This window comes from Qipengyuania sphaerica (genome assembly GCF_019711595.1).
GTDB lineage: Bacteria > Pseudomonadota > Alphaproteobacteria > Sphingomonadales > Sphingomonadaceae > Qipengyuania > Qipengyuania sphaerica.
The window spans coordinates 464,158-491,146 of the sequence record NZ_JAIGNR010000001.1; the positions used below are offsets into that span (position 1 = coordinate 464,158).

At 62.7% G+C, this 26,989-nt stretch carries 22 protein-coding genes and 1 tRNA gene; 7 read left to right on the forward strand and 16 right to left on the reverse strand.

Annotated features, from left to right (window positions below; all coding sequences use genetic code 11):
- The first annotated feature begins 1 nt into the window (after position 1).
- On the forward strand, positions 2-988 hold the full coding sequence (tilS, locus tag K3178_RS02420; protein ID WP_221569789.1) for a tRNA lysidine(34) synthetase TilS: 987 nt from the start codon (positions 2-4) through the stop codon (positions 986-988).
- On the opposite strand, the gene eda is transcribed toward tilS, so the two are convergent.
- The 7 genes from eda to rimO all read right to left on the reverse strand — a co-directional run bounded on the left by eda (position 985) and on the right by rimO (position 10,936).
- A complete protein-coding gene (gene eda / locus K3178_RS02425) occupies positions 985-1,599 on the reverse strand; it encodes a bifunctional 4-hydroxy-2-oxoglutarate aldolase/2-dehydro-3-deoxy-phosphogluconate aldolase (RefSeq protein WP_221569790.1) in 615 nt (204 codons plus the stop codon). The two genes, tilS and eda, sit on opposite strands and share 4 nt — an antisense overlap.
- Complete coding sequence (gene glk / locus K3178_RS02430; protein ID WP_221569791.1) at positions 1,596-2,567, reverse strand: glucokinase; 972 nt, start codon at positions 2,565-2,567, stop codon at positions 1,596-1,598. The genes eda and glk overlap by 4 nt, the downstream gene beginning before the upstream one ends.
- A 37-nt stretch (positions 2,568-2,604) precedes the next feature.
- Positions 2,605-4,413: a phosphogluconate dehydratase gene (edd, locus tag K3178_RS02435; RefSeq protein ID WP_221569792.1), complete on the reverse strand. Its 1,809-nt coding sequence runs from the start codon at positions 4,411-4,413 to the stop codon at positions 2,605-2,607.
- Positions 4,406-5,854, reverse strand: a complete 1,449-nt coding sequence (zwf, locus tag K3178_RS02440; RefSeq protein WP_221569793.1) for a glucose-6-phosphate dehydrogenase — start codon at positions 5,852-5,854, stop codon at positions 4,406-4,408. The genes edd and zwf overlap by 8 nt, the downstream gene beginning before the upstream one ends.
- A gap of 96 nt (positions 5,855-5,950) precedes the next feature.
- A complete protein-coding gene (locus K3178_RS02445) occupies positions 5,951-6,748 on the reverse strand; it encodes a transglutaminase-like domain-containing protein (protein ID WP_221569794.1) in 798 nt (265 codons plus the stop codon).
- A gap of 228 nt (positions 6,749-6,976) precedes the next feature.
- On the reverse strand, positions 6,977-9,319 hold the full coding sequence (locus K3178_RS02450; RefSeq protein ID WP_221569795.1) for an EAL domain-containing protein: 2,343 nt from the start codon (positions 9,317-9,319) through the stop codon (positions 6,977-6,979).
- A gap of 243 nt (positions 9,320-9,562) precedes the next feature.
- The gene (gene rimO / locus K3178_RS02455) at positions 9,563-10,936 is read right to left on the reverse strand and encodes a 30S ribosomal protein S12 methylthiotransferase RimO (RefSeq protein WP_221569796.1); all 1,374 of its coding nucleotides are present in this window, start codon (positions 10,934-10,936) and stop codon (positions 9,563-9,565) included.
- Between the two features lie 89 nt (positions 10,937-11,025).
- Between rimO and K3178_RS02460 the strand changes: the two genes are divergently transcribed.
- On the forward strand, positions 11,026-11,436 hold the full coding sequence (locus K3178_RS02460; RefSeq protein WP_221569797.1) for a DUF1761 domain-containing protein: 411 nt from the start codon (positions 11,026-11,028) through the stop codon (positions 11,434-11,436).
- 10 nt (positions 11,437-11,446) lie between these two features.
- On the opposite strand, the gene K3178_RS02465 is transcribed toward K3178_RS02460, so the two are convergent.
- Genes K3178_RS02465 through serS form a run of 3 tightly spaced genes read right to left on the reverse strand, consistent with a single transcriptional unit; the run spans position 11,447 to position 14,656 of the window.
- Complete coding sequence (locus K3178_RS02465) at positions 11,447-12,571, reverse strand: potassium channel family protein (RefSeq protein WP_221569798.1); 1,125 nt, start codon at positions 12,569-12,571, stop codon at positions 11,447-11,449.
- Positions 12,572-12,614: 43 nt separating this feature from the next.
- Positions 12,615-13,379 (reverse strand): 5'/3'-nucleotidase SurE, encoded by a 765-nt coding sequence (surE, locus tag K3178_RS02470; RefSeq protein ID WP_221569799.1) that lies wholly within the window; start codon positions 13,377-13,379, stop codon positions 12,615-12,617.
- Positions 13,376-14,656, reverse strand: coding sequence for a serine--tRNA ligase (gene serS, locus K3178_RS02475; RefSeq protein WP_221569800.1), 1,281 nt, complete (start codon positions 14,654-14,656; stop codon positions 13,376-13,378). Before serS ends, surE begins: the two co-directional genes overlap by 4 nt.
- 133 nt (positions 14,657-14,789) lie before the next feature.
- Here serS and K3178_RS02480 point away from each other — a divergent pair, with 133 nt between their 5' ends.
- On the forward strand, positions 14,790-16,094 hold the full coding sequence (locus K3178_RS02480) for a sulfotransferase family protein (protein WP_247713484.1): 1,305 nt from the start codon (positions 14,790-14,792) through the stop codon (positions 16,092-16,094).
- A 54-nt stretch (positions 16,095-16,148) separates the two neighbouring features.
- Here the strand turns inward: K3178_RS02480 and K3178_RS02485 are convergent, their stop codons facing one another.
- The gene (locus K3178_RS02485) at positions 16,149-18,512 is read right to left on the reverse strand and encodes a TonB-dependent receptor (protein ID WP_221569802.1); all 2,364 of its coding nucleotides are present in this window, start codon (positions 18,510-18,512) and stop codon (positions 16,149-16,151) included.
- Positions 18,513-18,630: 118 nt separating this feature from the next.
- Here K3178_RS02485 and K3178_RS02490 point away from each other — a divergent pair, with 118 nt between their 5' ends.
- Positions 18,631-19,254, forward strand: a complete 624-nt coding sequence (locus K3178_RS02490; protein ID WP_221569803.1) for a TetR/AcrR family transcriptional regulator — start codon at positions 18,631-18,633, stop codon at positions 19,252-19,254.
- A gap of 47 nt (positions 19,255-19,301) precedes the next feature.
- Positions 19,302-19,562 (forward strand): hypothetical protein, encoded by a 261-nt coding sequence (locus tag K3178_RS02495; RefSeq protein ID WP_221569804.1) that lies wholly within the window; start codon positions 19,302-19,304, stop codon positions 19,560-19,562.
- Between the two features lie 60 nt (positions 19,563-19,622).
- Here the strand turns inward: K3178_RS02495 and K3178_RS02500 are convergent.
- Positions 19,623-19,697 (reverse strand) — tRNA-Val (locus tag K3178_RS02500).
- 67 nt (positions 19,698-19,764) lie between these two features.
- Positions 19,765-21,645 carry a signal peptide peptidase SppA gene (gene sppA, locus K3178_RS02505; RefSeq protein WP_221569805.1) on the reverse strand — a complete coding sequence of 627 codons (1,881 nt, stop codon included), beginning with the start codon at positions 21,643-21,645 and terminating at the stop codon, positions 19,765-19,767.
- A 111-nt stretch (positions 21,646-21,756) separates the two neighbouring features.
- Between sppA and K3178_RS02510 the strand changes: the two genes are divergently transcribed.
- Together K3178_RS02510 and K3178_RS02515 are read left to right on the forward strand one after the other, a co-directional pair.
- Positions 21,757-22,782, forward strand: coding sequence for an aspartate carbamoyltransferase catalytic subunit (locus K3178_RS02510; RefSeq protein WP_221569806.1), 1,026 nt, complete (start codon positions 21,757-21,759; stop codon positions 22,780-22,782).
- Positions 22,779-24,005, forward strand: coding sequence for a dihydroorotase (locus K3178_RS02515; RefSeq protein ID WP_221569807.1), 1,227 nt, complete (start codon positions 22,779-22,781; stop codon positions 24,003-24,005). The genes K3178_RS02510 and K3178_RS02515 overlap by 4 nt, the downstream gene beginning before the upstream one ends.
- 73 nt (positions 24,006-24,078) lie before the next feature.
- On the opposite strand, the gene K3178_RS02520 is transcribed toward K3178_RS02515, so the two are convergent.
- The 3 genes from K3178_RS02520 to K3178_RS02530 are packed head-to-tail and all read right to left on the reverse strand — an operon-like array spanning position 24,079 to position 26,912.
- Positions 24,079-25,398 (reverse strand): tetratricopeptide repeat protein, encoded by a 1,320-nt coding sequence (locus tag K3178_RS02520; RefSeq protein WP_221569808.1) that lies wholly within the window; start codon positions 25,396-25,398, stop codon positions 24,079-24,081.
- A gap of 40 nt (positions 25,399-25,438) precedes the next feature.
- Positions 25,439-26,152, reverse strand: coding sequence for a hypothetical protein (locus K3178_RS02525; RefSeq protein WP_221570826.1), 714 nt, complete (start codon positions 26,150-26,152; stop codon positions 25,439-25,441).
- Positions 26,153-26,186: 34 nt separating this feature from the next.
- Positions 26,187-26,912, reverse strand: a complete 726-nt coding sequence (locus K3178_RS02530; protein ID WP_221569809.1) for a ParA family protein — start codon at positions 26,910-26,912, stop codon at positions 26,187-26,189.
- Positions 26,913-26,989: the final 77 nt, after the last annotated feature.

Sequence of the window (26,989 nt, forward strand, 5' to 3'; positions counted from 1 at the left end):
CATGGCGCTCGATCCGGAACTGGTAGAGCGGTTCCGGGCGGACCTTGAGGCGCTGTGGCTCGATTTCGATGAGCCGGATGCGAAACTCGGTGTCGCCTTTTCGGGCGGACCCGACAGTCTCGCACTGCTGCTTCTGGCCGCCGAGGCCTTGCCCGGAAGGGTCGAGGCCGCGAGCGTCGACCACGGATTGAGGCCAGAAAGCGCTGCCGAAGTAGAACACGCGGCCGGCGTATGCGCCCGATTGCAGGTGCCGCACGAAGGTTTGCGGATCGAAGTCCCGCAAGGAAATACACAAAGCGAGGCCAGGAAAGCGCGCTACGCAGCGCTTTCGGCTTGGGCCGAGCGCCGCGACATCGATACGATTTGCACTGCACACCACCGCGACGATCAGGTCGAGACTTTCCTGATGCGGCTCAACCGGGGAAGCGGGCTGTCGGGCCTCGCGGGGGTTCGTGCTGCCGGATTAGTCCCGGACAGCGAAGTGATCCTGATCCGTCCCCTGCTCGGCTGGGACCGTGCTTCGTTGGAGCGGATCCTTGCCGGCAGCGGTTTCGACGCGGTGCAGGACTCTTCCAATACCGACCCCAAATATGACCGCGTTCGGATGCGTGATGCTTTGGCCGATGCCGACTGGATCGACCGCGGTGGGGTCGCCCGCTCCGCCCAGGTGCTTGCGGAGATGGAGGACAGCATCCTTGGCCTCGCCGCTGAAGATCTGGAGCTGGCCGGTAGCTTTGACGGTGAAACGACTTGCTACCGACCGCTGGAGCGCTCCCAAATTTATCGACCCGCGGTCTGGGGAGAGATCATCGTCATGATCTTCGACGACTTGGGTCGCAAGATCACCCGGAGCGATGCGGTGCGCATGGCCGAAACCCTGATGGACGAGCAGCCGCTGAACATCGGCGGCGTTCATGCAGTCCCCAGCTATGAGTACGATGAAATGGTCTGGACCTTCGCGCCGGAGAACCCGCGCAAGACCGGTTAGCTTCCCAGCGCCGCCGCTTCGCGCGCGATTTTCTCCACCTCGGCCTCGTCCACCGCTCCGCGCGGAGCAACCCAGCTTCCGCCGACGCACAGCACGGGATCGAATGCGAGCCAGTCGGGCGCATTCTCGAGCGTAATCCCGCCAGTCGGGCAGAAGCGGCATTGACCGAAGGGCGCGGCCAACGCTTTCAGGGCAGGCAGTCCACCTGCTGCCATGGCGGGGAAAAACTTGAAATGCGTCAGACCAAGGTCGAGGCCGCGCATGATATCGCCCGCATTGGCGATGCCGGGGAGAAAGGGGATGCCTTCGCTGATTGCCGCCTTGCCGAGCGTCTCCGTGAGGCCCGGCGAGACGATGAACTCGCTCCCCGCATCGATCGCATTGGTAAGGTCCTGTTGGTTGGCCACAGTGCCCGCGCCGACGATGGCACCTTCGACTTGTTTCATCGCCTTGATCGCATCGAGCGCGGCAGGCGTGCGCAAGGTCACTTCGAGCACGCGCAATCCGCCGGCCACCAACGCCCGGGCGAGGGGCACGGCGTGTTCCACCTCGTCGACCACGATCACCGGGATGACCGGCGCGGTTTGCATGATGTCGGCGATTTGGGTCATGCGTATTCCCTCGCATAAGCGGCAGCCGCGCCGTACAGGCCCGGCTGCGGGTGGGTGATGAGCTTGACGGGGATGCTTGCCATCAGCTCCTGGAAACGCCCCTTGGCCTTGAAGCGTTCGGCGAAGCCGGATTTCACCAGCGTTTCGCGGATACGGTAGCCGAGGCCACCAGCAATCACGACGCCGCCAAAACCGCCCTGCGCCAGAGCAATGTCGCCCGCGACGCTGCCGAGCGACATGCAGAAGCGGTCGACTGCGGCGGCGGCAAGGCTGTCGCTGCCGTCCTGCCCGCGCGTCCAGATCGCCACGTCGTCTTCTTCCGTCACCGGTTTGCCCTCGAGCGAGGCGAGGGTCTGGTAGATGTCGGAGATCGCAGGGCCCGCCACAACGCGCTCGACCGACACGCGATTGTGCCGCTTGCGCAGACGGGCGAGGATCGCATCGTCGATCTGGTCGAGCGGGGCGAAGTCGATATGCCCGCCCTCGGTGGCCGAGACACGATAGGTGCCATCGGGTTCGCGATAGAGATGGGCAACGCCCAAGCCCGTGCCTGGGCCGAGCACGGAAAGGCGGCCGGTCGGTGCCAGCGGCTTGTCCGGGCCGGTCAGGTGGATGAACTGGTCGTCGCCGACCCGCGCGACGGCGTGTGCCACCGCTTCGAAGTCGTTGACGATGCAATAGCTGTCGACGGACAGCTTTTCTTTCACCAGCGCGGGCCGGATGATCCATGGGTTGTTGGTGAAGCGGATGACCTCGCCGCCGACAGGCCCCGCAATGGCCATGGCGACACGAGGGGGCAGGCTACCGCCCTTGCGGTCGCTATAATCCTCCCAGGCAGTCTGGAAGCTCGCGTGATCCTTGGTGTGGATCGTCTCGGGTTCATCCAGCGTGATCGTGCCATCATCGTTGATGGTCGCGATCGAAAAACGTGCATGTGTGCCGCCGATATCGACGCTTACGAGTTCCATTGTCCTCCCCTCGGGCCCTTTTGAGCCTCGATATTCATTACAGTCCGGCCATCGCCAGCATCGACGATGCGCCCTGTTCGGCGCCGTCTGCATTGGCACGGAACATGGCAAAAATTTCGCGGCCCATACCGCCATCGGAAGCCGGTTCTGCTGCAGGCTCGCGCGTGTCAAGATCGGCGGTGGTCGAAAGCGTGCCGGTTTCGGCGCAGACCTTCACAATATCGCCGTCGCGCAATTTCGCGAGCGGGCCGCCGCCCAGTGCTTCCGGCGTGCAGTGGATGGCAGCGGGCACCTTTCCACTAGCGCCGGACATGCGCCCATCGGTCACGAGCGCGACGCGATAACCGCGATCCTGCAGAACGCCGAGCGCAGGGGTCAACTTGTGGAGTTCGGGCATGCCGTTTGCGCGCGGCCCCTGATAACGGACCACCACCACCACATCGCGGTCGAGCTCGCCCTTCTTGAACGCTTCGGCGACATCGTGCTGCGTCTGGAAAATCCGGCAAGGTGCCTCGATCGTCCAGCGCTCGCGTTCGACTGCGGAGGACTTGAAGCAGGCGCGCCCCAGATTTCCCTGCACCAGCCGCATGCCGCCATCGGCCTGGAACGGGTCGGAAGCGGGACGGAGCATTTCTGGATCGCCGGAGGGACCGGGGTCGCGCCAGGTCAGCGCGTCGCCATCCAAGCCCGGCTCCTTAGAATAGGCTTCGAAGCCGCCGTCCCAGACGGTCAGGATGTCGCCATGCGCCAGCCCCTCGTCTAGCAGCGTACCGATGACATAGCCCATGCCGCCGGCCTCGTGGAAATGGTTTACGTCGCCCGAGCCGTTGGGATAGACGCGCGCGACCAGCGGCACGGCGCTGGAAAGCTCGGCGAGGTCGGTCCAGTCGAACCTGATACCCGCCGCGCGCGCCATGGCCGGGATGTGGATGGCGTGATTGGTCGAACCGCCCGTGGCGAGCAGGCCGACCGCCGCGTTGATGATGGCCTTCTCGTCGACGACCCTGCTCAACGGACGGAAATCAGCGTCCTTGTTCATTTCCGCCAGTCGATGCGTGGCCTTCCGGCTCAGTTCCTGTCGCAGCTTCGCGCCGGGCTGGACAAAAGCTGCCCCGGGAACATGGAGACCCATCATCTCCATCATCATCTGGTTCGAATTGGCCGTGCCATAGAAAGTGCAGGTTCCGGGCGAATGGTAGCTGCCCATCTCGCTCGCCAACAATTCTTCGCGGCCGACCTTGCCCTCGGCATAAAGCTGGCGGGTCTTCTGCTTTTCCTTGTTCGAAATGCCTGTGCCCATGGGACCGGAAGGCACAAAAATCGCCGGCAGGTGTCCGAAGCGCAGCGCGCCCATCAGCAAGCCTGGCACGATCTTGTCGCAAATACCGAGCAGCGCCACGCCGTCGTACATCGCATGGCTCAATGCGACCACGGTCGACAAAGCGATGGTGTCGCGGCTGAAGAGCGAGAGTTCCATCCCGTCTTCGCCTTGCGTAACCCCGTCGCACATGGCGGGCGTGCCGCCTGCGACCTGGACCGTTGCGCCGACTTCGCGCGCCCAGATCTTCATCCGTTCGGGATAACGATAGTAGGGCTGATGCGCCGAGAGCATGTCGTTATAGGCAGTGACCACGCCGAGGTTCGGCCCGCGCGCTGCCATGATGGCCTGCTGGTCTTCTTCTGCGCCAGCATAGGCGTGCGCGAGGTTCGAGCAGCTCATGGTGCCGCGGTTGACCTGCCGGTCTCCTTCACGATCCATGAGATCGAGATAGGCGCTGCGGCTATCTCGCGAATTCGCGATAACGCGCTCTGTCACGCGGTGGATTGTTTCGTTGAGCTTAGTCATCGTGCCAGGTCACCCCGTCGCGTTCGGCCAGCGCAATGGCCGAGCTCGGCCCCCAGGTGCCGGCGGCATAGGTTTTGGGCTGCGTATCGTTTTCCGCCCACAGCTTGCGGATGTGGTCGATGAAATCCCACTGCGCCTCTACCTCGTCGCGGCGAACGAACAGCGTCTGGTCGCCATGGACGAGGTCCAGCAGCAACCGCTCGTAGGCGATCCGGCGCACGACATCGGAAAAGGCATCGGGCATCGCAATATCGAGCGGGACCGGGCGTAGGCGCAACCCGTCGCTGCCTAGGCCCGGGACCTTGGCCATCATGGTGAGCTGGATATTTTCTTCAGGCTGGATTTCGATCGCCAGCCTGTTTGGCACGGTCTTCGCGCCGCGGCCTTCGAAAATCGAATGCGGGATGCATTTGAACTGGATGACGATCTCGGTCACCCGGCGCGGCATCCGCTTGCCATGACGCAGATAGAAGGGAACCCCGCGCCAGCGCCAATTGTCGACATGCGCCTTAAGCGCGACATAGGTTTCGGTGTTACTTTCCTTGCCCAGTTCCTCGTCATAGCCAGGCACGCTTTGCCCATCGACCGCGCCTGCACGGTACTGACCGGTCACGACTTCCTTGGCATCAACAGGGCGTAGCGCGCGCAGCACCTTGACCTTCTCGTCGCGTACTGCCGTCGCGTCGAAGCTGGTCGGCGGCTCCATGGCGACCAGCGCCAGCAGCTGGAGCATGTGGTTCTGCACCATGTCGCGCAGCGCGCCGCTGTCGTCGTAATAGGCGACGCGGCTTTCCAGCCCCACCGTTTCGGCAACGGTGATCTGGACGTGGTCGACATAGTTCGAATTCCACACCGGCTCGAGCAGGATGTTGGCAAAGCGCAGCGCCAGTAGGTTCTGCACCGTTTCCTTGCCGAGGTAGTGGTCGATGCGGAAGATGCGGTCCTCGCTGAAGGCCTTGGCAACTGCGTCGTTGATCTCGCAGCTGCTCTCGAGGTCTTCGCCGAGCGGCTTTTCCAGCGCGATGCGGCTGTTGCCCTGGGTCAGACCGACCCTTTCCAGTCCCGCGATCGTCGGCTCGAATAGGCTGGGAGCGGTCGACAGGAAGATGGCCAGACCCTTGTAGTCGCCGACCTCCTTGGCGAGTTCGTCATAGCCTTCGGGCGTAGTCGCATCGACCGGGACGTAGCTGATCCGGTTGAGAAAATCGGCCGTCGGGCCTCGCCGGTTCTTGGGGAGGTATTTTTCCAGTGCCTCGCGCGCGAACTGGCGAAATTCCTTCGTGCTCATCTGCGAACGGGCCGTGGCGACGATTTTCAGGTCCTCGTCCAGCAGTCCATCGGCATGCAGCGCGCAGAGCGAGGGCAGCAGCATTCGCTGCGACAAGTCCCCCGTTGCCCCGAAAAGGAGCAGGCGGTCGGCGTTGAAACTCAGTTCTTGCATACACCGTACATCGGCAAATCTTCTCCCTTGGCGTCGCGCGTTATCAGCGGGGTGCGGGCAACGCCAGTGTGCCGCATTCCTATTCTTGCGCGACCGCTAATCGGCGGTGACCGTAACTTGCTTGTCTCCGAACTCGTTCATTCCGAAACTGGTAAGGAAGCTGACGTCCGCAGCATCCCGGCCAACGCCGATCTTCACGGTATGAGCGGGGTCCGCCATCCCGGTCGCATCGACCAGCTGCCAGGTGCCGCCGCCTTCGGTTTCGGGATCGGTCAGGAAAACCTCCGCTACGGCATGAAAATCGGGCGGATCGACCCCAGGAGCGTAACAGGCGACATATCGGGCCGGGATAGTGCTGGCCCGGGCGAGGGCGATAAGGACATGGGCATAGTCACGGCAAATGCCGTGGCGTTCGATAAACGTGTCGACGGCCGTGGTCTGCGGCCCAGAGGCGCCGGGCGAGTAGGTGAAATTGCCCGCTATCCAGTCGCGGATGGCGGCAATCCTCGCTCCGCCGTCCGTCCCCTCAAACTGTTCATCGACGAAGCTCTGGAAACGGTCGGCAGCGCAATAGCGGCTGTCGAAAAGATATTGGACCGCCTCACCTGGCATATCGTGCGGTGCAAGGCGTTCCAGCTTCTCCAATTCGACCAACTGGCGCTCAAGCACGATCTCGGCGTTGTAAGCGACTTCGAACTGGCCCTGCGCCCGGACCCATATCCGTTCGCCGATCTCGTCCTGTGCTGGCACCCATGCGCAGTGCTCGGACTGCGTCAGGTCGGTATTGCTCGAAACAATCCGTTGCTCCGGAATCGCGGCAGCTTCGAATTGCAGCAGGATGTCGGTGGTGCGTGGAAGCTTGAAGGAAAATCGGGTGTCGATCTGGATGGACATACCTGCCCAACGAGAAAGCGCGCACAGTGTTTCGTGGAATCTGTCTCAGACAAAATAAAAGGGACCCCGCGAGGGGTCCCTTGATCTATTTGGACTATGTCCGGTGTGGCTTACTTTTTGCCACCTTCACTGCCGAACAGCCAATCCCAAAATTTCCACATGATTCGCCTCCTGTTGACGGAACAGGAGGTAACCATCTGTTAACCATGTATGTTTGTAAAGTGTTAACTATGCTTGCTGGGCGCCGCCGTCCTTCAAGTTATTGAATTCCATAAGATTATCCAAGCTCATCGGTCGCGCCAAAACATAGCCCTGGACGTGTGTGCAGCCAATTTCGGTTAACATTTTGAGCGTTTCGTTGTCCTCGGCGCCTTCCGCCACAACCCCGATTCGCGCGTCGCGTCCCATGGTCACGATGCTGGAAACAATTGCCTTTGCTTTCGCACTCTTAGCCATGTTCGCAATGAACAGCCGGTCGATCTTTACCTCGTCGAAAGGTAGCTCGAACAGCGTTTCAAAGTTCGTTTCGCCGACGCCGAAATCGTCCATCGAAATGCGTGCACCCAGACCGCGCAATTCGTTCAACACCATCTCTGCCGTCTCGAGATTGCCGATGCGCGAAGTCTCGGTGACTTCGAGGATCAGGAAGCGCGGATCGAAGCCGGTCGCCTGCAGCGCGTTGCGGACCATTCCAACAACACGCATATCGGCCAGCAGTGTGGCCGAGATATTGACCGACATCGAAATCGAGCGGCCACGGAAATGCATCAGGCGGCCTGCGGCCAGTGCGTGTTCGAACACATAGTCCGTGAGCGCTTCCATGCGACCGGCCTTTTCGCACTGGGCGATGAAATGCATGGGCGGGATGAAACCGCGCGCCGGGTCCTGCCAGCGTACGAGAGCCTCGACGCCGGTCATTGTGCCGCTGCGCGTATCGATCTTGGGCTGGTAGACGCAGAAGATCTCGCCGGCCGACATGGCTTCGTCAATACGGGCGCGAAGCGAAATGTCCCATAGCTCGTCGAACCGCGAACTGCTTTCTGCGATCTTGATAGGCTGCAGTGCCTCTGAACTTTCCTCGGCCGCAGCGACGGCAGCTGCGAGGCGCGCTGCGGGATCGCCGTCGAGCTTGGCGACGCCGAAGCTGATACCGACGTCGACCGAGGATCCGGCAACATTGACCGGCGCGGCGAACATCGCGCGCAAGCCTTCGAGATGTTCTGCCAATATCGCGCTGTCATCCTGCTTGGAATGCCAGGCAAGGTGATGGCCTTCGGAGTAGATCGTCAAATTGCCATCGGTGGCGCGAAGCCTGTCGACCAGCTTGAGGATATATTGCGCCCGCTCGGAGCGGGGCAAAGTCTTGAGCACATGCTCGTAGCCATGGATGCGGGCGACCACCAGGTGACCGCGCGCATGGATATCCTGCGACGTTTTCAATTCGAGCGCGCGTAGTTTCGGCAGCCCCGTTTCGTTATCGACCAGCGCGATACGGTTTTTCCACCGCGCACGCGAGCGGATCGCGATGTATGCAAGCAAGGTCGCAACGCAATATGCGGGATCCATGCGAACCCCGATATAGGCGCCCACATAGAGCGTTACCGGGATACTCAGCCCCATTACCAGGTAAGCGGCTTCGCGGCGCTTTGGTGTTTTCGCCGCGACAATGCCTGCCGCCAGGAGCAGCAGGAAGATCACCAGGGCCGGGAGGGCGGACAAATGCCGCGTGCGTCCGGCCTTCAGGGTCTCTGCGCCATAAATCGCCACGTAGCTGTACGGGACGGAATACTTGCCAGGAATTCGCTGCTGGCCCTCGCCGAGAACCGCGCCTTCGCCGATGATGACCGTCTTGCCCGCAAGATCTGTCAACTCGCTGTCAGGGGAGACATCCGCGAGGTCGATGACTTCGATTTTTTCAAACGGTATTGCGTAATCGATCTGGAATTCGCCGGGCGGGCTGTCTTCGATACCGCCAAGCGAAGCTGCCAGCGACGGGTATCGACGTCCGTCGATCTCATGTCCGTAGTCGCGGGTCCAGGCGAAGCCCATGAAGTTGCTCCGACGTTCTGAAACGACCTGGCGCGCGGAGCCTGCGATCTCCGGGAGGGTCGTGGAAACCTCGCCATCGGCAGAGTAGACATAGTCCAGGCGATTAACGACTGCAGCGCGCGGACCCAGTGCCGCGATTGCGTCGCCGAGTTCGCGATCGGCATCGGACGATGACGATGCCTTGGGGATGGTGATGTCGAGATAGACCTTGCCGACGCCCCGCCGCTCCAGCTCGGTCAGCGCTTCGGCCAGTTCTTCGCGGCGCTGTGGCAAATTGGGATCGGCCATGTCGCGTTCGGCGGCGACGAAGACGATATCTCCGGAAGGTGCCCGGTCGACAATCCGCGACTGCAGCATCCATGCCACCTGGTCGACCGGTTCGAGCAGTGCGATCAGGAACAGTACGAACGCGAGCAGTCCCGCCCAAAAAAGGCTCTTGAGGCGCTCGAAGACTTCGGCTGGCAAGTCGACGAGCGACTTGAGCCGCGTTCCGGCACTGGTCAGGGCGCGAACTGCGTTCATTGCGCACCCGTATGCTCAGATTAGGATTAAGAATGTTTTGACGCGGGCTCTGATTTTTTCCCGAAAAGGCGCGCTTCTGCGGAGTCCGATGGTTAAAAGCGCGGTAGGACTCTAGGTGAAGAACCGTTCAGAAAACTCTTGGCAGCAAGCCGAGGATGCAAAGAATTCCTCTTCCCAAACAATTCCTTATCGGTTCCGAAAGCCGGTATATGAAAATGGTTAGCAGGTTCTTTCCTGCTTGTTTCAGGCAATGAAACCGTAGAGATCGTGGGCGTCGGCATCCTCGATGCGGACTTCGACGATGTCGCCCTGGCCGGTGCTTTCGGGCACGTTGCGAAGGTAGACGGCGCCGTCGATTTCGGGCGCATCGGCCTGGCTTCGGCCGGTTGCACCAATGTCGCCATCCTCGTCCGGTTCACCGACTTCGTCGATGATCACGGAAATGGTCCTGCCGACCTTTGCCTGCAATTTCGCCGCGCTGATCCGCTCTGTCACTTCCATGATCCTGGCGTAGCGCTCCTCCTTGATTTCCTCCGGAACGGGATCGGGCAGGGCATTGGCCTGTGCGCCTTCGACAGGTTCGAAGCGGAAAGCCCCTACGCGGTCCAATTGCGCTTCCTCGAGCCAGTCGAGCAGATACTGGAAGTCCTCCTCCGCTTCTCCGGGAAAGCCGACCACGAAGCTGGAGCGGATGGCGATCTCGGGGCAAATTTCGCGCCAGCCCTTCAGGCGTTCGAGCACCTTCGCCTCGTTCGCCGGGCGTTTCATCGCGCGCAACACCTTCGGGCTGGCGTGCTGGAACGGGATGTCGAGGTAAGGTGTAAGCAGGCCTTCCGCCATCAGCGGGATGACCGCGTCGACATGGGGGTAGGGGTATACATAGTGCAACCGCACCCATGGCGGCATGCCGCCACCGATATCGAGCTGCCCGAGTTCGCGGGCAAGGTCGGTCATGTGCGCGCGCACCTCGCGCCCTTTCCAAGGCTTGCTTTCGTGGCGCGTGTCCACGCCATAGGCGCTGGTGTCCTGGCTGATGACAAGCAGTTCCTTGGTGCCCGCCTCGACCAGCTTTTCCGCCTCGCGCAACACCGCGTCGATCCGGCGGCTTGCAAGTTTTCCGCGCAGGTCTGGGATGATGCAGAAGGCGCAAGAGTGGTTGCAGCCCTCCGAAATCTTCAGGTAGCTGTAATGCCGGGGCGTCAGCTTGACGTCGGGCTGGGGGATCAGGTCGATGAAGGGGCCTTGGCTTGGGGGAGCATGCTCGTGCACGGCCTCGACCACCGCCTCGTATTGGTGCGCGCCCGTCACGGCCAGCACGCTGGGGTGCGCTGCTCGGATTGCATCGGCCTCTTCACCCATGCAGCCGGTCACGATGACGCGGCCGTTCTCTGCGATAGCCTCGCCGATCGCCTGCAAGCTTTCCTCCTTCGCACTGTCGAGGAAGCCGCAGGTATTCACCAGCACCACGTCGGCCCCGGCATAGTCGGGGCTCATCGCATAGCCATCGGCGCGCAGGCGCGTGAGGATGCGCTCACTATCGACCAGCGCCTTGGGGCAGCCGAGGGAAACCATGCCGACCTTCTTCTGGTCGGGGATCGCGGTGGTGGTGCTATTCATATCAATGTCCGTGGATTTGGGCGCGCCCCTACACCCCTTCTGCGATTTGCGCTAGCACCCGCTTGGGTCGGCAAGAGGGGAGAGGGGAAATGAACATTCTGGACGTGAACTGGCTGGCTGTAGTGCTGGCGGCGCTCGCGGGCTTTGTGGTCGGCGGGCTTTGGTACGGTCCGATTATGGGCAAGAGCTGGATGGCTGCGGTCGGCAAGACCGAGGACGATCTTAAGAACATCAATCCGTTAAAGACCTACGGCATCACCTTCTTGCTTGCTTTGCTGGCCAGCTGGACGCTGGCGCATACCTACGCGACTTACGCCCAGGACCTGTCCGTTACAGTGAAGATCCTGACAGCTTTTGGCGTCGCGCTAGGCTTTATCCTGCCTGCTCTTTGGACCAACTACAATTTCCAGGATGCCAAGCGGCCGCTCTACTGGATCGACGGCGGCTACTGGCTGTTATTCTACACCGCCATGGGGGCCGTGCACGCGTTCATGAGTTGACGGTCTGGGCCTAGCTTCCCTGTCGGATGGTGTCGTCCTTGACATGGCCGTCGCCCTTCGTGGTGCCATTCGGGGTGGCGACGATTTCGACGATGACATCTCCCTTTTGGAGGTTCTGGCACTCGTCCTCCCAGAATCCGATCGCGCGACCATTGCGGTAGATACGCAGGCCCCGCCCACCGCTTTCGAGCTCGCTGATTGCGCAGCCGCATTCCTCGTCGGTCACTTCGCGTTCGACCAGCTGGACGCGGCCCGATACGCTGGCAAGGTCGGCGAGGTATTCGGCAATATGCTCGCCCTTGGCGCTGCCCGCGAGAAGCAGGCCGGTGAAGCGGACCGGATTGATGACGTTGTTCGCGCCAGCCTGCCGCGCCAGCGATTCGTTGTCGTCTGCGCGGACCACCACGCTGATCGGCACATTCGGGGCAAGTGCGCGGACTGTCAGCGTGATGAGAATGGTCGTGTCGTCGCGGCCTGCGGAGATCAGCACGTTCTGCGCCTCGCTGATGCGCACTGCCTTCAGCGTTTCGTCGCGCGTGGCATCGGCGGCCATTACGTTACACCCAAGCGCCTCGGCATCGGCGAGCCGTTCCTCGCTGGGGTCGATCACGACGATGCAGGAAGGATCGGTTCCGCGCTCGACAAGTTCGCCGACCGCTTCGGAACCTGAAATGCCAAAGCCCAGCACCACGATGTGACCTGAGAGTTTTTCCTGGATACGGGCCATGCGGAATTTCTCCCAACTGCGCTTGATGATAAAGTTGTAGGCGGTGCCGACGAAGATGAAGAAGACGGCAAAACGGATCGGGGTTACGATAACCGCTTCGACCAGACGTGCCCGGTCGCTGATCGGCGCGATGTCGCCGAAGCCGGTGGTGGTGATCGAAATCATGGTGAAATAGATCACGTCGAGAAAGCTGACCTCGCCGTCGAGATTGTCGACAAGGCCCTCGCGGTCCCACCAGTGGACCATGATGACGATGAAAATCAGGAACAGCGCCGCGCCCAGCCTGATGCCCAGATCGCCCCAGACGGGGAGCTTGGTTGCCCGGCGCAGGGGGCGGAATTTCGGCCCCCGATAACTGCGCGGCTGCTTGTCGGGCACGATCCGGTCGATTTGCTTGGCTTCGCTCATCCGCTCCTCAAGTGGGCGAGGGCAGGGCGGCGGTCAAGCATTCTCAATCGGTATAACGCTCGCCGAGCGCCGTCAGCGAGGCGTGATGCGTCAGGTCGAGCTGCAATGGCGTGACCGATACATAACCGTCTGCAATCGCTTCCAGATCGGTGCCGTGATCGGGCGTGTGCTCTATCGCCTGCAGGCCGAACCAGTAATATTTGAACCCGCGCGGGTCGCGTCCCTCGACCACCGTACCGCGCGAATAGTCATGGAAGCCCTGAGCCACCGCGCGGATGCCTTTCACGTCCTCGGGTGCGCGCGGCGGGAAATTCACATTCACCAGCGTGCGGTTGGGCAAGGGCGCTTCGAGGAGCGGGGCCAGGACTTTCGCGCCCCATGCCTCCGCAGCGGCGAAGGACATGTCGTGGCCCGCATCGTCGCGGCCGATGACCTGGCTCAAGGCGATCGAACGGATGCCCGCCAGCGCGCCTTCGATGGCGGCCGAGACGGTGCCCGAATAGGTGATGTCGTCGCCAAGGTTGGCGCCGCGATTGACGCCCGACAGGATGACATCGGGCGCACCGTCCATGACCTGGCGCAGGCCCATGGTCACCGAATCGGTCGGCGTGCCGGTAACAGAGAAGCGTCGTTCGCCGTGCTTGCGCAAACGTACCGGCTTGGTCAGCGTGAGCGCGTGGCCCATTCCCGACTGCTCCTCGTCGGGCGCGCAGATCCAGATATCGTCCGAGAATTGCCGCGCAATGGCTTCGAGCACTTCGAGGCCGGGGGCATGAACGCCGTCGTCATTGGTGAGGAGGATTTTCACTTGGCAGGCTCGAGCTTGGTCACGCCGCCCATATAGGGGGCGAGGCATTGCGGGACGCGCACGCTGCCGTCCTCTTCCTGGTAATTCTCCATCACCGCCACCAGCGTGCGGCCCACGGCGAGGCCCGAGCCGTTGAGCGTGTGGACGAAGCGCGTTTTTTTCTCGCCCTCGGGCTTGTAACGCGCGTTCATCCGACGCGCCTGAAAGTCGCCCGTGTTCGAACAGGAGCTGATTTCGCGGTAGGCGCCCTGTCCGGGCAGCCACACCTCGAGGTCGTAGGTCTTGCGCGCGCCGAAGCCCATGTCGCCGGTGCACAGCAGCACCTTGCGATAAGGCAGTTCGAGCGCCTGCAGGATGCCTTCCGCACAGGCAGTCATTCGCTCGTGTTCGGCCTCGCTGTCTTCGGGACGGCAAATGCTGACCATCTCGACCTTCTCGAACTGGTGCTGGCGAATGAAGCCGCGCGTGTCCTTGCCTGCCGAGCCTGCCTCGCTGCGAAAACAGAGCGTGTGGGCGGTGAGGCGAATGGGTTCGACCGGCTCGTCGATGATCTGGTCCGCTACCGAGGCAGTCAGGGGCACTTCCGATGTCGGCACGAGCCAGCGACCGTCGGTGGTCTGGAAGCTATCCTCGGCGAACTTGGGCAGCTTGTCGGTGCCGTACATGGCGCCATCGTTCACCAGCACCGGCGGGTTGCACTCGGTGTAGCCGTTTTCGCGCGTCTGCCTGTCGAGCATGAACTGCGCGAGCGCGCGGTGGAGGCGGGCGATGTCGCCGCGCAGGAAGGTGAAGCGGGCACCCGAAAGCGCTGTACCGGTCTCGAAATCCATCCCCAGCGCGGGGCCGATATCGGCATGCTCCTTCGGCTCGAAAGCAAACTCGCGTTTCTGGCCCCAGGTTGCAACTTCGACATTGTCGTCTTCGTCCGCGCCTTCGGGCACGTCGTCCGCCGGAATATTCGGAAGCCGGGCGAGCATGTCCTGCAACTCTTCGCCGGCAGCGCGCTCGGTCTCTTCCCATTCGGGCATGCTCGCCTTGATCTCGGCGACCTCTGCCTTGAGCGCTTCGGCCTTGTCGCTGTCGCCCTGGCCCATGGCCTGGCCGATCGCCTTGGAAGCCTCGTTACGGCGGCTCTGCGCTTCCTGCACGCGGGTCTGCGCCTCGCGCTTCTTGGCGTCGAGCGCGACGATTTTGTCGGCGACAGGCTCGCCGCCGCGCCGCCTCATCGCGGCGTCGAAGGCTTCGGGATTGGCTCGAATGAAAGCGATATCGTGCATGGGGGCGCGCTATGCCGATTGCGGGTGCGCTTTTCCAGTGGGGAAAAGCGGCAGGCACCGATTGGCCAACCGATCATTTGACCCACTATGGCGCTCCTCCCGACCGCCAATGACGAACATGAGGCCGAGAGACTTGCCGGAACAGACACTTACGCCGCCCCGTCGCAGCCGCTTTATCGATGCAGTCGATCTCGGGGTGAGGGCGGGTCGCAAGCTCGGCCTCGTCGACAGGGCGCAGTGGAGCCGCGAAGCGATGATGGCGGAGGTGGCCCAGGCCTACGGGCTCGATGATTTCGGCGACGAGTGGTTCACCGGCCCGCTCGACCTGCTGCTCGATTCCGCCAAGACCGAAGCGCATCTCAATGCCGCAGGCGATTTTTCGGCGATGAAGACCTTTCATCACCTCCTGCGTGACCGGCTTTATGCGCAGATGTGGTTCAAGCGGCATCCTGAAATCCTGGCGCGCCCGATCAAGAACCCGGTCGTGATCGTCGGGCCCATGCGTTCGGGCACGACGCGCTTGCATCGCCTGCTGTCGGCCGACCGCCGTTTTGCCCACTTGCGCAGCTTCGAGACAATCAGCCCGGTTCCCCGGCCCGACTTCGAGGAAGTGATGGCTGGAGAAAAGGAGGATTTCCGGCCGACGCTGGCAGCCCGCATCCTCAAGGTCGCGCGCCTCGCCAACCCGCGTACGCTTTCGATCCATCCGACCGGAGCCTACGAGCCGGAAGAGGAGCTCGGCCTTATCGCCGCCAGTTTCTACGGCATGAAGTTCGAGGCGCAGTGGCGCATTCCCAGCTTCACGCGCTGGTGCGAGCAGGAGATCGCGGTGCCCGCATACCGCCATATGGCGAACTTGCTGCGGTTGATCGGCTGGTCGCAGCAGGAAAGCTCGCTGCGTCCGTGGATTCTGAAGACACCACAGCACATGCTCGACCTACCAGCATTGCTCGAAGTCTTTCCCGATGCGCGCCTGATCTTCACCCACCGCGATCCCAAGTCGGTAGTAGGAAGCGCTGCATCGCTCGCCTGGAACCAGACCATCATCTATTCGGATGATGTTCGTCCGGAGCCGCATGGGCGGGAGTGGCTCCGCAAGACCGAACTGATGATCGAGCGGATGCGGACCGCGCGCGACAGCATCCCGAAAGATCGCATGATCGACATCCAGTATGACGACATGGACAACGACTGGCGCGGCTCGATGCAGAAGGTCTACGATTTCCTCGGCTTCGATATCGCGCCTGCATTGCCGGGCATGGAGGATTATCTTGCGCGCACGGCGGCATCGAAACGGGTTCCACATGCCTATTCGCTGGAAGAGTTCGGACTGACCGAGGGCGAGGTCTACGAACGCTTCGCCGATTATATCCGCACCTACGACGTGCCGGTCGATAACCGGGTAGGCGTCACCCGGCCGCGCATCGCCGCCGGATAGAAAAGGGGCGGCAAACCGGTCGCCCGGCTGCCGCCCCGCTTCTTATGGCCGCAATCAGAAATTCAGCGTTACGGTCGCGAAGACCTGGCGCGGGTTGCCGTAGAAAGCCGTCAGCACACCTTCGGGCCCAAGTGCCGGGATCGGAAGTCCGTTCGCGTCCAGCGCGATTTCACCCGTAACCGCATCGGCGACGACATAGGTATAGCCGCTGGTCTTGTAGCGCTTGTCGGTCAGGTTCTTGCCATGGATGCCGAAGCTCCATCGCCCGCCCGGCGCGGTGTAGACTATATTGGCATCGAGCAGGGCATAACCGTCCTGGTCGATATAGGGATTGGGGATCTCGAACTGGTTGGTCTTGCTGCGATAGGACAGCGTCGAGCCGATGTAGAGGTCGCCAGCGCCCAGCATGGTATCGTAACCGACCGTCAGGCTGCCGGTGAGTTCCGGCGTATTCTGGATTTTCCTCGAGTCCGAAACCTCGGTGGGCGTGCCTCCGATATTGGTGACGTATTCGTCATATTGCGCATCGATGTAGCCCAGCGAACCGGACAGGCTGAAACCACCGGCGAAACGCGTGTTGGCTTCGAGTTCCAGTCCCTTGATGGTGGCCGCACCAGCGTTGGACACGACGCCGCAGAAGTTGGGCGCTCCGCCCACGGTGCAGGCAACCGAACCCGGAATCTGCACATCCTTGTAATCGGAATAGAATGCCGCAGCGGCCAGGTTGATCGGTCCGAGCGCGCCCTTGTAGCCGAGTTCGTAGCTGTCGACTTCTTCGGGGTTGAAGCTCAGGAAGGCGGCAATTTCGTCGTCGGACTGGATGCCGTCCGAATTCAGGTCGGGGGCATTGGAGCCGGCACCGCGCGGGTCGAAACCGCCACCCTTGAAGCCCTTGGAATAGCTCGCGTAGATGTTCTGGTCCGGCGTCGGCTTGAAGCTGACCGAGGCGCGCGGGGTAAATTTCTTGAACTTTTCCGAACCGTTGAAATCGGTGTCGGTCGCGATCAGGAAGCCTGCGTCGCCAAAAGTGCCCGGACCGCCGAGGATGTAGCTCTGCTTGGTGATGTCGGCCGAGCGTTGGTCCCAAGTGTAGCGACCGCCGACCGAGAGGCTGAGTTGGTCGGTAACGTCGAAGGTAAAGTCGCCGAAGATCGCCGAAGTCTCCGTATCCACCAGCGCCGCCGTGTAGCCGGTAAGCTGCGGGAGGAGTGCAGGCAGCGTCGTATAGAGACGCGATTCGAACAGCGTGTCTGCCTTGGCGTCGAGATAATAGAAGCCGAGCAGGCCGGTCAGCGGGCCGCCGTTGTCCCAGAGGACCTGGAATTCCTGGCTTAGCTGCTCGTTGTAATAGGCGCCCGGTACGTCGAGATCGATTGCTGGAAGGGCATCGAAATCGATCGGCGTTTCGGTGTCATCCTTGCGGAATGCCGAGATCGAGCGAAGCGTGACGGCATCGCCGATTTCCAGCTCTGCATGCAGCGAAAGGCCGTATGCCTCCACGAACTGTGCGGGATCGTTGATACCGCCGCGTGTGTCGAATTCGTTGTCGAGGATCGGAGCGCCCGAGACGAGTCCGGGAATGAGGCGGTGTCCACCGCGGGGATTGCTCTTGTCCTTTGTGTAGTCGCCCTGGATCCGGATGAAGCCGGGTTCGCCATATCCGCCAGCTTCCAGACTCAGGCGGGCCGCCCAGATATCCTTGTTGTAGTTTTCAAGGCCGGTCGTGAGATTGTCGCCGAAACCGCCGCGCGAAAGGCGGGCAAGCGATCCGCCGACACGGGCGATATCGCCCAAGGGCAGGGATGCGGTGACCACACCTTCGGCCTGGTCGTATGTGCCATAGGTCGCACGGGCCTTGAACGAGGGTTCGAGCGGCAGGCGCTTGGTCACATATTTGACCGCACCGCCGATGGTGTTGCGACCGTACAGCGTACCCTGCGGACCGCGCAGGACTTCGACCCGCTCGACATCGTATATGTCGAGGACCGCGGCCTGTGGTCGGTTGAGGTAGACATCGTCGAGATAGATGCCGACGCCCTGTTCAAACCCGGAGACCGGATCCTGCTGGCCGATCCCGCGGATGAAGGCGGAAAGCGTGGAATTGGTCGCGCGGCTCGATTCAAGCGTGACGTTCGGGACCGTCTGGCCGACATCGGTCAGGTCCAGCGCGCCGCTGCGTTCCAGCTGCTCTCCGCTCAGTGCTGTAACCGCGACAGGAACGTCGATCAGGCGCTCCTCCCGGCGGCGGGCCGTCACGATGATGACATCGCTTTCTTCGGCGTCCGGATCGGCAGGTGTTCCACTGTCGCTATCGGCGACGGTTTCCTGCGTGGATTGCGCGGCGGCGGGCAGTGCCCAGCAGACGGATGCGGTTCCGACCAGCAGTGCTGCAAGCGTACGCGTGGCGTGAAATTTCATCAAACTCCCTCCCGAAATATCTCTCTGCACCGCTCAATATTGAAAACTGAACCACCTTTCAAGTTTGTTCTTGCATTGCGTGGAAATCTTGGCCTAGCCATAAGCAGTGGAGGGGAGAATGATGGCCACGAACGCACCCGAAGTCGGCAAGAGCCCACGCACCGAAAGGGGGCGCAGGACCCTGCGCAAGTTGCTCGATGCGGCTGCGGGGGAGTTTGGCGACCTGGGATTTCACGAGGCTTCGATTAGCTCGATAACCCGGCGTGCAGGCGTCGCGCTCGGGACCTTCTACACCTATTTCGACAGCAAGGACGAAATCTTCCGCGCGCTGGTTGCCGATATGAGCGAGGCGGTGAAACATGCCGCACGCGAGGCAATCGAACCGGAAATGCCCGCGCTGGAAATCGAGCGCGCGGCACTTCAGGCCTTTCTCGAATTCGCTGCCGATCACAAGGAAGTCTACCGGATCATCGACGAGGCGGAATTCGTCGATCCCGACAGTTACCGCATGCACTATGAGACGGTGGGGCAACGTATCGTGGAGCGTCTCCAGCGCGGCGCTGCAGGCGGCGAGATGCGGGACGATCTCGGAGAGATCGAAGCATGGGCGCTGATGGGAATGAACGTCTTCCTGGGTTTGCGTTATGCAATCTGGCACCGTGATGGCGATCCCGATGCTGCCGCTGTCGCCAAGGCGGCCAATATCCTGTTGGAACGGGGTGTCGGTGCGGCCAGCAGATAGGAACGCTTACGTCTCCAAACCGTTGATACGGCAAAGGAGAATTTGACATGATCGGCAAGATTATCGGCGCCTATGCAGGCGACAAGCTCGCAAAACAGACCAGCGGCATCGGCGGTGCCAGCGGCGCTGCACTCGGCGTGGTGGCAGCAACGGCACTTCGCCGCCTTAGCCTGCCCGCTATGCTGGTGCTGGGCGCTGGCGGATACATCGCCAAGAAGCTCTACGAGCGCAATGAAGCGAAGAAGGATGGCACCCAGACCATCGTCAATGAAACTTCGGAGCCGACCAAGACTGCCGCAGCAGCCTGATCACAAGCTCTCGAAAACGAAAAGGGCCGCCTTTGAGGGCGGCCCTTTTTCTTCGTGCCATGGTGGGCGCGGCAAGGATTGAACTTGCGACCCCACCCGTGTGAAGGGTGTGCTCTACCACTGAGCTACGCGCCCGTCCTTGGGGCATTGCTGCCGGACAGGGGCGCGCCTTTACGCGGCGAATCGGGTCAATGCAAGCGCCTCAGTCGGCGAAGAACGAGACCATGCGAGCAAGGAAACCTTCGAGGCTGCGTCCTTGGTGAACGCTCGCGCTTTGCGTCGTTGGGCAAGCAAGGCAGTAGGCCTGAACGCCCTCGGACCCGAGCAGCCGCCGGGCATCTGCGAACATCGCAAGCGTAAGCGCCTGACGGTCGCCGGCAATCCGGGCGAAGACATCGCGGCCGCCCGCATCCTCGTCACCGATCAGCAGCTGGCGCAGGATCGTGTCGGCGGTACTGGCATCGTCGCCGAGATAGGCGGCCGACCACTCGCCTTCACCGAGTTCTGCCTGACCGGCGACCCAGGCGAGGGCTTCTTCCATGCCGCCATATTCATCGACCAGGCGCAACTGACGAGCGGTTCCGCCGTCCCAGACACGGCCTTGGCCGACACGGTCGACCTGCTCCATGGTCATCTGGCGCGACTTCGAGACGCGGCTGAGGAAATCGCGATAGCCGTTTTCGATGCTTGCCTGCAGGATCCGGTCCACTTCGGGTGTGAAACCGCCGATCATGTCGGGCTGACCCGAAAGCGGTCCCGTGCGCACGCCATCGCTCGTCACGCCTATGCTGGCGGCAGCATCCTCGAAGGTCGGGATCATGGCGAAAATGCCGATCGACCCGGTGATCGTTTCGGGTTCGGCAAAGATACGGTCGGCTGGCGTCGCGACCCAGTAACCGCCGCTCGCCGCGACATTGGCCATCGACACGGCCACGGGAATATCGCGCGCCTTGTGTCGCAGGATGGCGTTGCGGATTTCTTCCGAGGCGAGCGCCGAACCGCCGGGCGAATCCACGCGAACCACGAGGCCGGCGAACTCTTCGTCCAAGGCTTCGTCCAGAAGGTCGGCGATGCGCGTACCACCGGCCGTACCGGGGCCGGCATCGCCGTCCACGATATTCCCGGCAATCGTGACGACACCGATCTTCTTGCCGTCGGTGGGCCAAGGATTGGCTTCCAGCCAGGCAGTAAGCGGCGTCGAGGGATAGGCGCCGGGCGCATCGTCCCAGTCGTCCTCGCCGACGATTTCGGCAACCCGCTCGCCGAACTGGGTGCGAGTGCCGAGCTTGTCGACGAGCCCTGCATTCCTGGCAGCCGTGGCGAAATCGCCGTTTGCCGTTTCGACCCAGCCGACCGGGTCCTTGATCAGCAATTCCAGGTCGGCTGCCGGGCGGGCCTTCTTCACATTGGCCTGCCATTCCTCCCACAGCGCGCCGTAAAGTGCGGCCGCATTCTCGCGTGCCGGATCCGACATGCCGGTTTCGGTGAAGGGTTCGACGGCGCTCTTGTAGGTGCCGACCTTGTAGACGCGGGCGTTCACCTTGAGCTTGTCGAGGAGGCCGGCGAAATAGAGGCGATTGCCGCCGGGGCCAGCAACAAACGCGCCGCCCATCGGATCGACCCAGACCTCGCTCGCATGGGCGGCAAGGAAGACGCCGTCATCGGCATAGGCGGTGGCATAGGTCAGCACCGGCTTGTCTGCAGCGCGCACGCGGTCGAGCGCTTCACCCACTTCGGCGAGGTGGACCTGGCCTGCGCCAAGGAAGCGATCGAGATCGAGGACGACGGCGGTGATCCGCTTGTCCTTTGCGGCCGCGTCGATCGCACGCACGAGATCGCGGGACTGGTACTCGCCGATGGGCGCAGTTCCCGACAGCAGGGCCGCGAAGGGGTCGACCGGTGTACGCTCCTCGACGATCACGCCGTCGAGTTCCAGCAACAGCGCTCCGTCGCGCACCTGCGCCGGGCTGGGCCGGGCCGAAAGAATGCTGAACAGCAGAGCGAAAAACAGCAACATGAACAAAAGGACGAGGCCGTCCTTGATGCCGACCAGCAAACGCCAGACCTTGCCCGCAAAATGCATTTGGATACGTCCCCTAATCCTGTCTCCCTCCAGACCTAGGCGAGCGCGGGGCGAAGTGCCACAGGAATATGCTTGAGGGTGCGATAGGTCTCGACTAAGGGCGTGGCTTTAATGACACGATCGGACACATCGCCCCATGCGGCCCGCTATCCAGCGGGTGCGCAGGCCTTTCCGCACCGCGACCTGCTCGGCATCGGCCAGCTGGAGCGGCACGAAATCCTGTTCCTGCTCGACGAGGCGGAACAATGGGTCGACCTCAATCGCCAGCGGACCAAGCATGTCGATGCGCTGGCGGGTCTCACGATCATCAATGCCTTCTTCGAAAACTCCACCCGCACGCTGTTGAGCTTCGAGATCGCGGGCAAGCGGCTGGGCGCGGACGTGGTCAACATGCACGCCGCCACCTCGAGCGTGAAGAAGGGTGAGACGCTGATCGATACGGCCATAACGCTCAATGCCATGCGCGCCGATGCCATCGTGATCCGCCACGGATCGAGCGGGGCGACCGGCCTCATCGCGGACAAGGTCGATTGCCCCGTGCTCAATGCGGGCGACGGGCAGCACGAACACCCCACGCAGGCACTGCTCGATGCGCTGGCGCTGCGCCATGCGCTGCGTGAGCGCGGCGAGAATGGCGACGACTTCACCGGCCGCACCATCGTAATCTGCGGAGATATCCTGCACAGCCGGGTGGCGCGCTCGAACCTGCTCTGCCTACAGGCGCTTGGGGCGACCGTGCGGCTTTGCGCACCGCCCGCTCTGATGCCGACGGGAATCGAGATCATGGGCGCAGAGGTCTTCCACGATTTCGACGCCGCGCTCGAAGGGGCGGATGTGGTGATGATGCTGCGCCTGCAGACCGAGCGGATGAGCGGCCAGTTCATTCCCTCGGCGCGCGAATACCACCACCTCTACGGCCTGACCAAGGCGCGGCTCGACAAGGCGGGTGACGATACGCTCGTAATGCATCCCGGCCCGATGAACCGAGGAGTAGAGATCGACAGCGAGGTGGCCGACATGATCGACCGCTCGATCATTACCCGTCAGGTCGAGATGGGAGTGGCCATACGTATGGCCTGCCTCGATGTGCTGACCCGTCGCGGTCGCGGGGTCGAGGGTTGGGGAGACGCGGCATGAAGCAGGCAAGTCCCGTCACTCTAACCAACGCGCGACTGGTGACCCCCGAAGGCGTTCGCGAGAGTTCGCTGCGGATGGAAGGCGGCCGCATCGGCTCCATCGGTTGGGATCAAGGCGAGGGTGAGACCGTCGATGCAAAGGGCAAGCTGCTTGCGCCCGGTCTCGTCGATCTGGGCGTTTTTGCAGTCGACAAGCCGGCGTTCCACTTCGGCGGAATTACCCGCGCCGCGCTGATGCCCGACCAGTCGCCCCCGCTCGACCTGCCGAGCCGCGTTTCCTACATTTCCAAGAGCGGCAAGCCCGATTTCTGGGTCCATCCGCTCGCGGCCGCGACGCGCGGCCTGGAAGGCCGCGAGATTGCCGAGATCGCACTCATGCGCGAAGCGGGTGCCAGGGGCATCGCCACAGGCCGCAAGTGGATTTCCGACAGCGGCGTCATGCTGCGGCTTCTCCAATATGCCGCCATGCTCGACATGCCGGTCATTACGCATGCCGAGGACGCGGCGCTGGTCGGCGATGCCGTCGCGACGGCGGGCGAATACGCCACCCGCCGCGGCTTGCCGAGCGCTCCGGCGGAAGCCGAAGCCATCGCTATCGCCCGCGACCTCGCGCTGGCGGACATGGCGGGCGCGCGCATTCATTTCCGGCAGGTCACGACGCGTGCCGGGCTCGCCATGATCCGCGTCGCAAAAGCGCAGGGGCAGCAGGTCACCGCCGGCGTGACGCCTGCGCATTTCATGCTCTCGGACCTCGCCACCGCCGATTTCCGTACCTTCGCGCGGCTTTCGCCGCCGCTCCGCAGCGAAGATGACCGGCAGGCCGTACGCGAAGCGATCGCCGACGGAACAATCGACGTGGTTTCCAGCGGACACGATCCCCGCGGACCTGAAGACAAGCGCCTGCCATTCGCCGATGCCGAGCCTGGAATGGCGGGGGCGGAGACGCTGTTGGCCATGGTGCTTGCGCTGGTGCTCGACGATGTGATCGACCTGCCGCGCGCGTTCGAACTGGTCGCGACCAATCCGGCCAAGCTGCTTGGTGTCGAGGCCGGCGCGCTGGTCGAGGGATATGAGGCCGACCTCGCTCTGATCGATCCCGACAAGCCCTGGATCATCCAGAGCGCCAGGATGGCAGCCACTGCCGGGAATACACCCTTCGACGGGCAGCCCACGCAAGGCCGCGTCCTGGCCCTGTGGAAGGGCGGGGTGCCGGTCGATCTCTAGCAGATAAGAAAAGGCCCCTTCCGGACGGATCCGGAAGAGGCCCGAGGCTCGGTGGTATTGGTTGTCGCGCCTGTTAGCGCGCTGCGACCCTTACGGTACCGTTTTCAAGAGCACCCGGAAGCGGGTTGCTCTGGGCGTAGGCGATGCAGCCGCCGCCCTTGCCCTTGACGCTCGAGCACATGGCACTGGCACTGTCCTTGGCATAATTGGCTGCCGCGACGCGGAAGTAGAGCTTGCCGTTCACGCGGGCCTTGCTGATCACGCGCTCTGCATCGGCGAGTTCGGGATACATGACCTGGAACTGGCGCCAGCCTTCGAGCGCGTCTTCCATCGAGAAGTACGAGCCGAGCTGGATGTTGTAATCGCCGCTGGCGAGGTTGAGGCGCGGAGCCGGAGCTGCCTTCGGGGCAGGCTTCGCAGCAGCCACCGGTGCCTGTGCTACACGCGGTGCCGGCTTGGCAGCAGGTGTGGTTTCCTCGGGCAGGGCAGCCACGATGACCGCGCGCGGTGCATCGCTTTCGGCAATATCGCCACGCTCATTGATGAACGGATCATCGAAAACCACGCGCTCGATCGGGGCGCTCGGCTCTTCGTCTGCGACGGCGAATTCGACCACCGGTTCTTCAACCTGCGGCAGTTCGTCGATATTTTCAGCCGCGAGCATTTGGGTGCTCGGGTTGTTCGACAGCGCGAGCTGTGCAGGCTGGCCCTGGTCGGCAACGATGTCGACCTTGAGCAGGTTGGCGACACGGTGACGGTACAGTTCGGGCTGTGCCAGTGCACCCCATTCGGACATGCGTTCGCCGACCTTGTCCGCCGGAACGTCTTCGGCAACCATCAGGCGCGCTTCGCGCCACTGGCCGCTCATCGCATAAGCATAGGCCAGGTTCTGGCGGGTCTTGGCGGTGTTGTTGCCGCTGCGGATCGCATTCGAGAGGACATGCACGCCGCGCTGCGGCTGACCGGCGAGCGCAATCGCGAGACCGAAATCGGCTTCGTCGATGGCGGCTTCATGCTTCTCGAGCGTGTAGATCGCGGCAGCGCGGTCGCCCATGCCGGTATAGGCAAGTGCGAGGCTGACTGCGGTGCGCGGCGAATTGTCGCCGAGCTGGATCGCATCTTCGAAGGTCTGCGCGGCCGACGCGAAACGACCCGCTTCGAGATAGGCATTGCCCAGCAGAGTGCGCGTATAAGCATCGCGAGGCGTGGCGAGAACGGCGGCTTCGGCATGGGTCACGGCCTTGTCGGCCTTGCCCTTGGCGAGCGCGGTTTCGGCCTTGCCTGCCGAGTGGGCAGCGGTGGGTGCAACCTTGCCGGTGCAGCCCGCCAGTGCCGTGGTCGCCAGCGCCGTCGAAACGGCCAGCCTGATCAGAGTGGTGTTCCTGGTCTTCATTTTCTTACCCCTCAAAAGGCGATCCCACGTCCTTGAAGATTCAATTCGGTCGCTTCTGCACTTGTGCAGCAAGCATGGCGATTTCCGGCATTTCGGCCAGCAGGCCGTCGAGAGCATCGGTAACCAGCTGCTGGGCGCTGCTGCCGCGAACGGTGCAGGCCAGGCGCAGCATCAGGTGACGCTCCGGATCAAGACGCAGCGTGAAGGCTGCACGCTTGCCCTTGGCCGCCGCTTTCGAGCGGGCCGGGGCAGGCTTGATGGCTTTGGGAAGGACGACCGGCGCTTCGTATTCCTCGAAGTCTTCCTCGTCGTCTTCGTTATCGGCTGCGAACGGGGCCTTACCTTCGAGGCGATCGGCAATCCGGTCGAGCGATTCGCGAACTTGGTTCTGTCCGCCAGTGCTGTCCTTGCTCTGGAGCGGGTTGATCGAAACCACGCGGGCCGAGGTATCATCCTCTTCTTCCGCGTCGTAATCGTCGCGCTCGTCGATCGGGGGCAGGGCGGGCTTCTTGATCAGGCCCGATTCGGCAAGCGAGGCCGAGTTGGCGCTGCGTACGGGCGCCTGCACCTGCTCTGCCTGCTGGGCGGGAGCATCCTCGCCCATGTCGTTCCATCCCAGGTCCTCGAGATTGGCCGCAGCAGCCACGCCATCGACGGGGCCGAGCACTGCCGACTGCGGACGCATGGCAGGCTTCGCGCCGCCCTTGCGTGCAAGCAGGGTAGAGGAGAGAGATGCGAAATTGGCGTCTGACATCCGGCTGGCCTTTCGCCTGTCCTAAAAGCTACTCTTACTGTGCGACGCGGCGACCGAAGCCACCGGCCGGGCGATGCATTCCGGGCTGCTGGTGCGTAGCGGCCTGCTGGTTCGGCGCAGCGAACACAGTGCGGCGGAACTGCTTTTCCAGGCGGTCCGAAATGTATTTCCAGAGAGCTGTGACCTCGGCTGCCGAGCGGCTTTCCGGGTCGACCTCCATCACCGTGCGGCCGTCGATCATCGAGGCGGCGAAATCGGTGCGGTGGTGAAGCGTGATCGGGGCGACCGTACCGTGCTGCGAGAGCGCGACGGCGGCTTCCGAAGTGATCTTGGCCTTGGGTGTTGCCGCGTTGACCACGAAGATCAGCGACTTGCCGGCGCGTTCGCACAGGTCGACCGTCGCACCGACGGCACGAAGATCGTGCGGGCTCGGGCGGGTCGGAACCACGATCAGCTCGGCAACCGAGATGACCGACTGGATCGCCATGGTGATTGCGGGCGGCGTATCGATGACCGCAAGCTTGAAGCCCTGCTGGCGCAGGATCGCAAGGTCGGCCGCAAGCCGTGCAACGGTGGTCTGGGCGAAGGCGGGCAATTCCGCTTCACGTTCGTTCCACCAGTCGGCGAGCGACCCCTGCGGGTCGATGTCGATCAGGACGACCGGGCCAGCGCCCGCTCGCTGGGCCTGAACGGCCAGATGTCCGGAGAGCGTGGTTTTACCCGATCCGCCCTTCTGCGATGCCAAAGCCAGTACACGCAAGGCTAGGTCCCCCTATTAGCGCCTGTATCCATACTCATGCCGCTTGTTGTCGCGGCGGTCTCGAACTGGGGGATCGC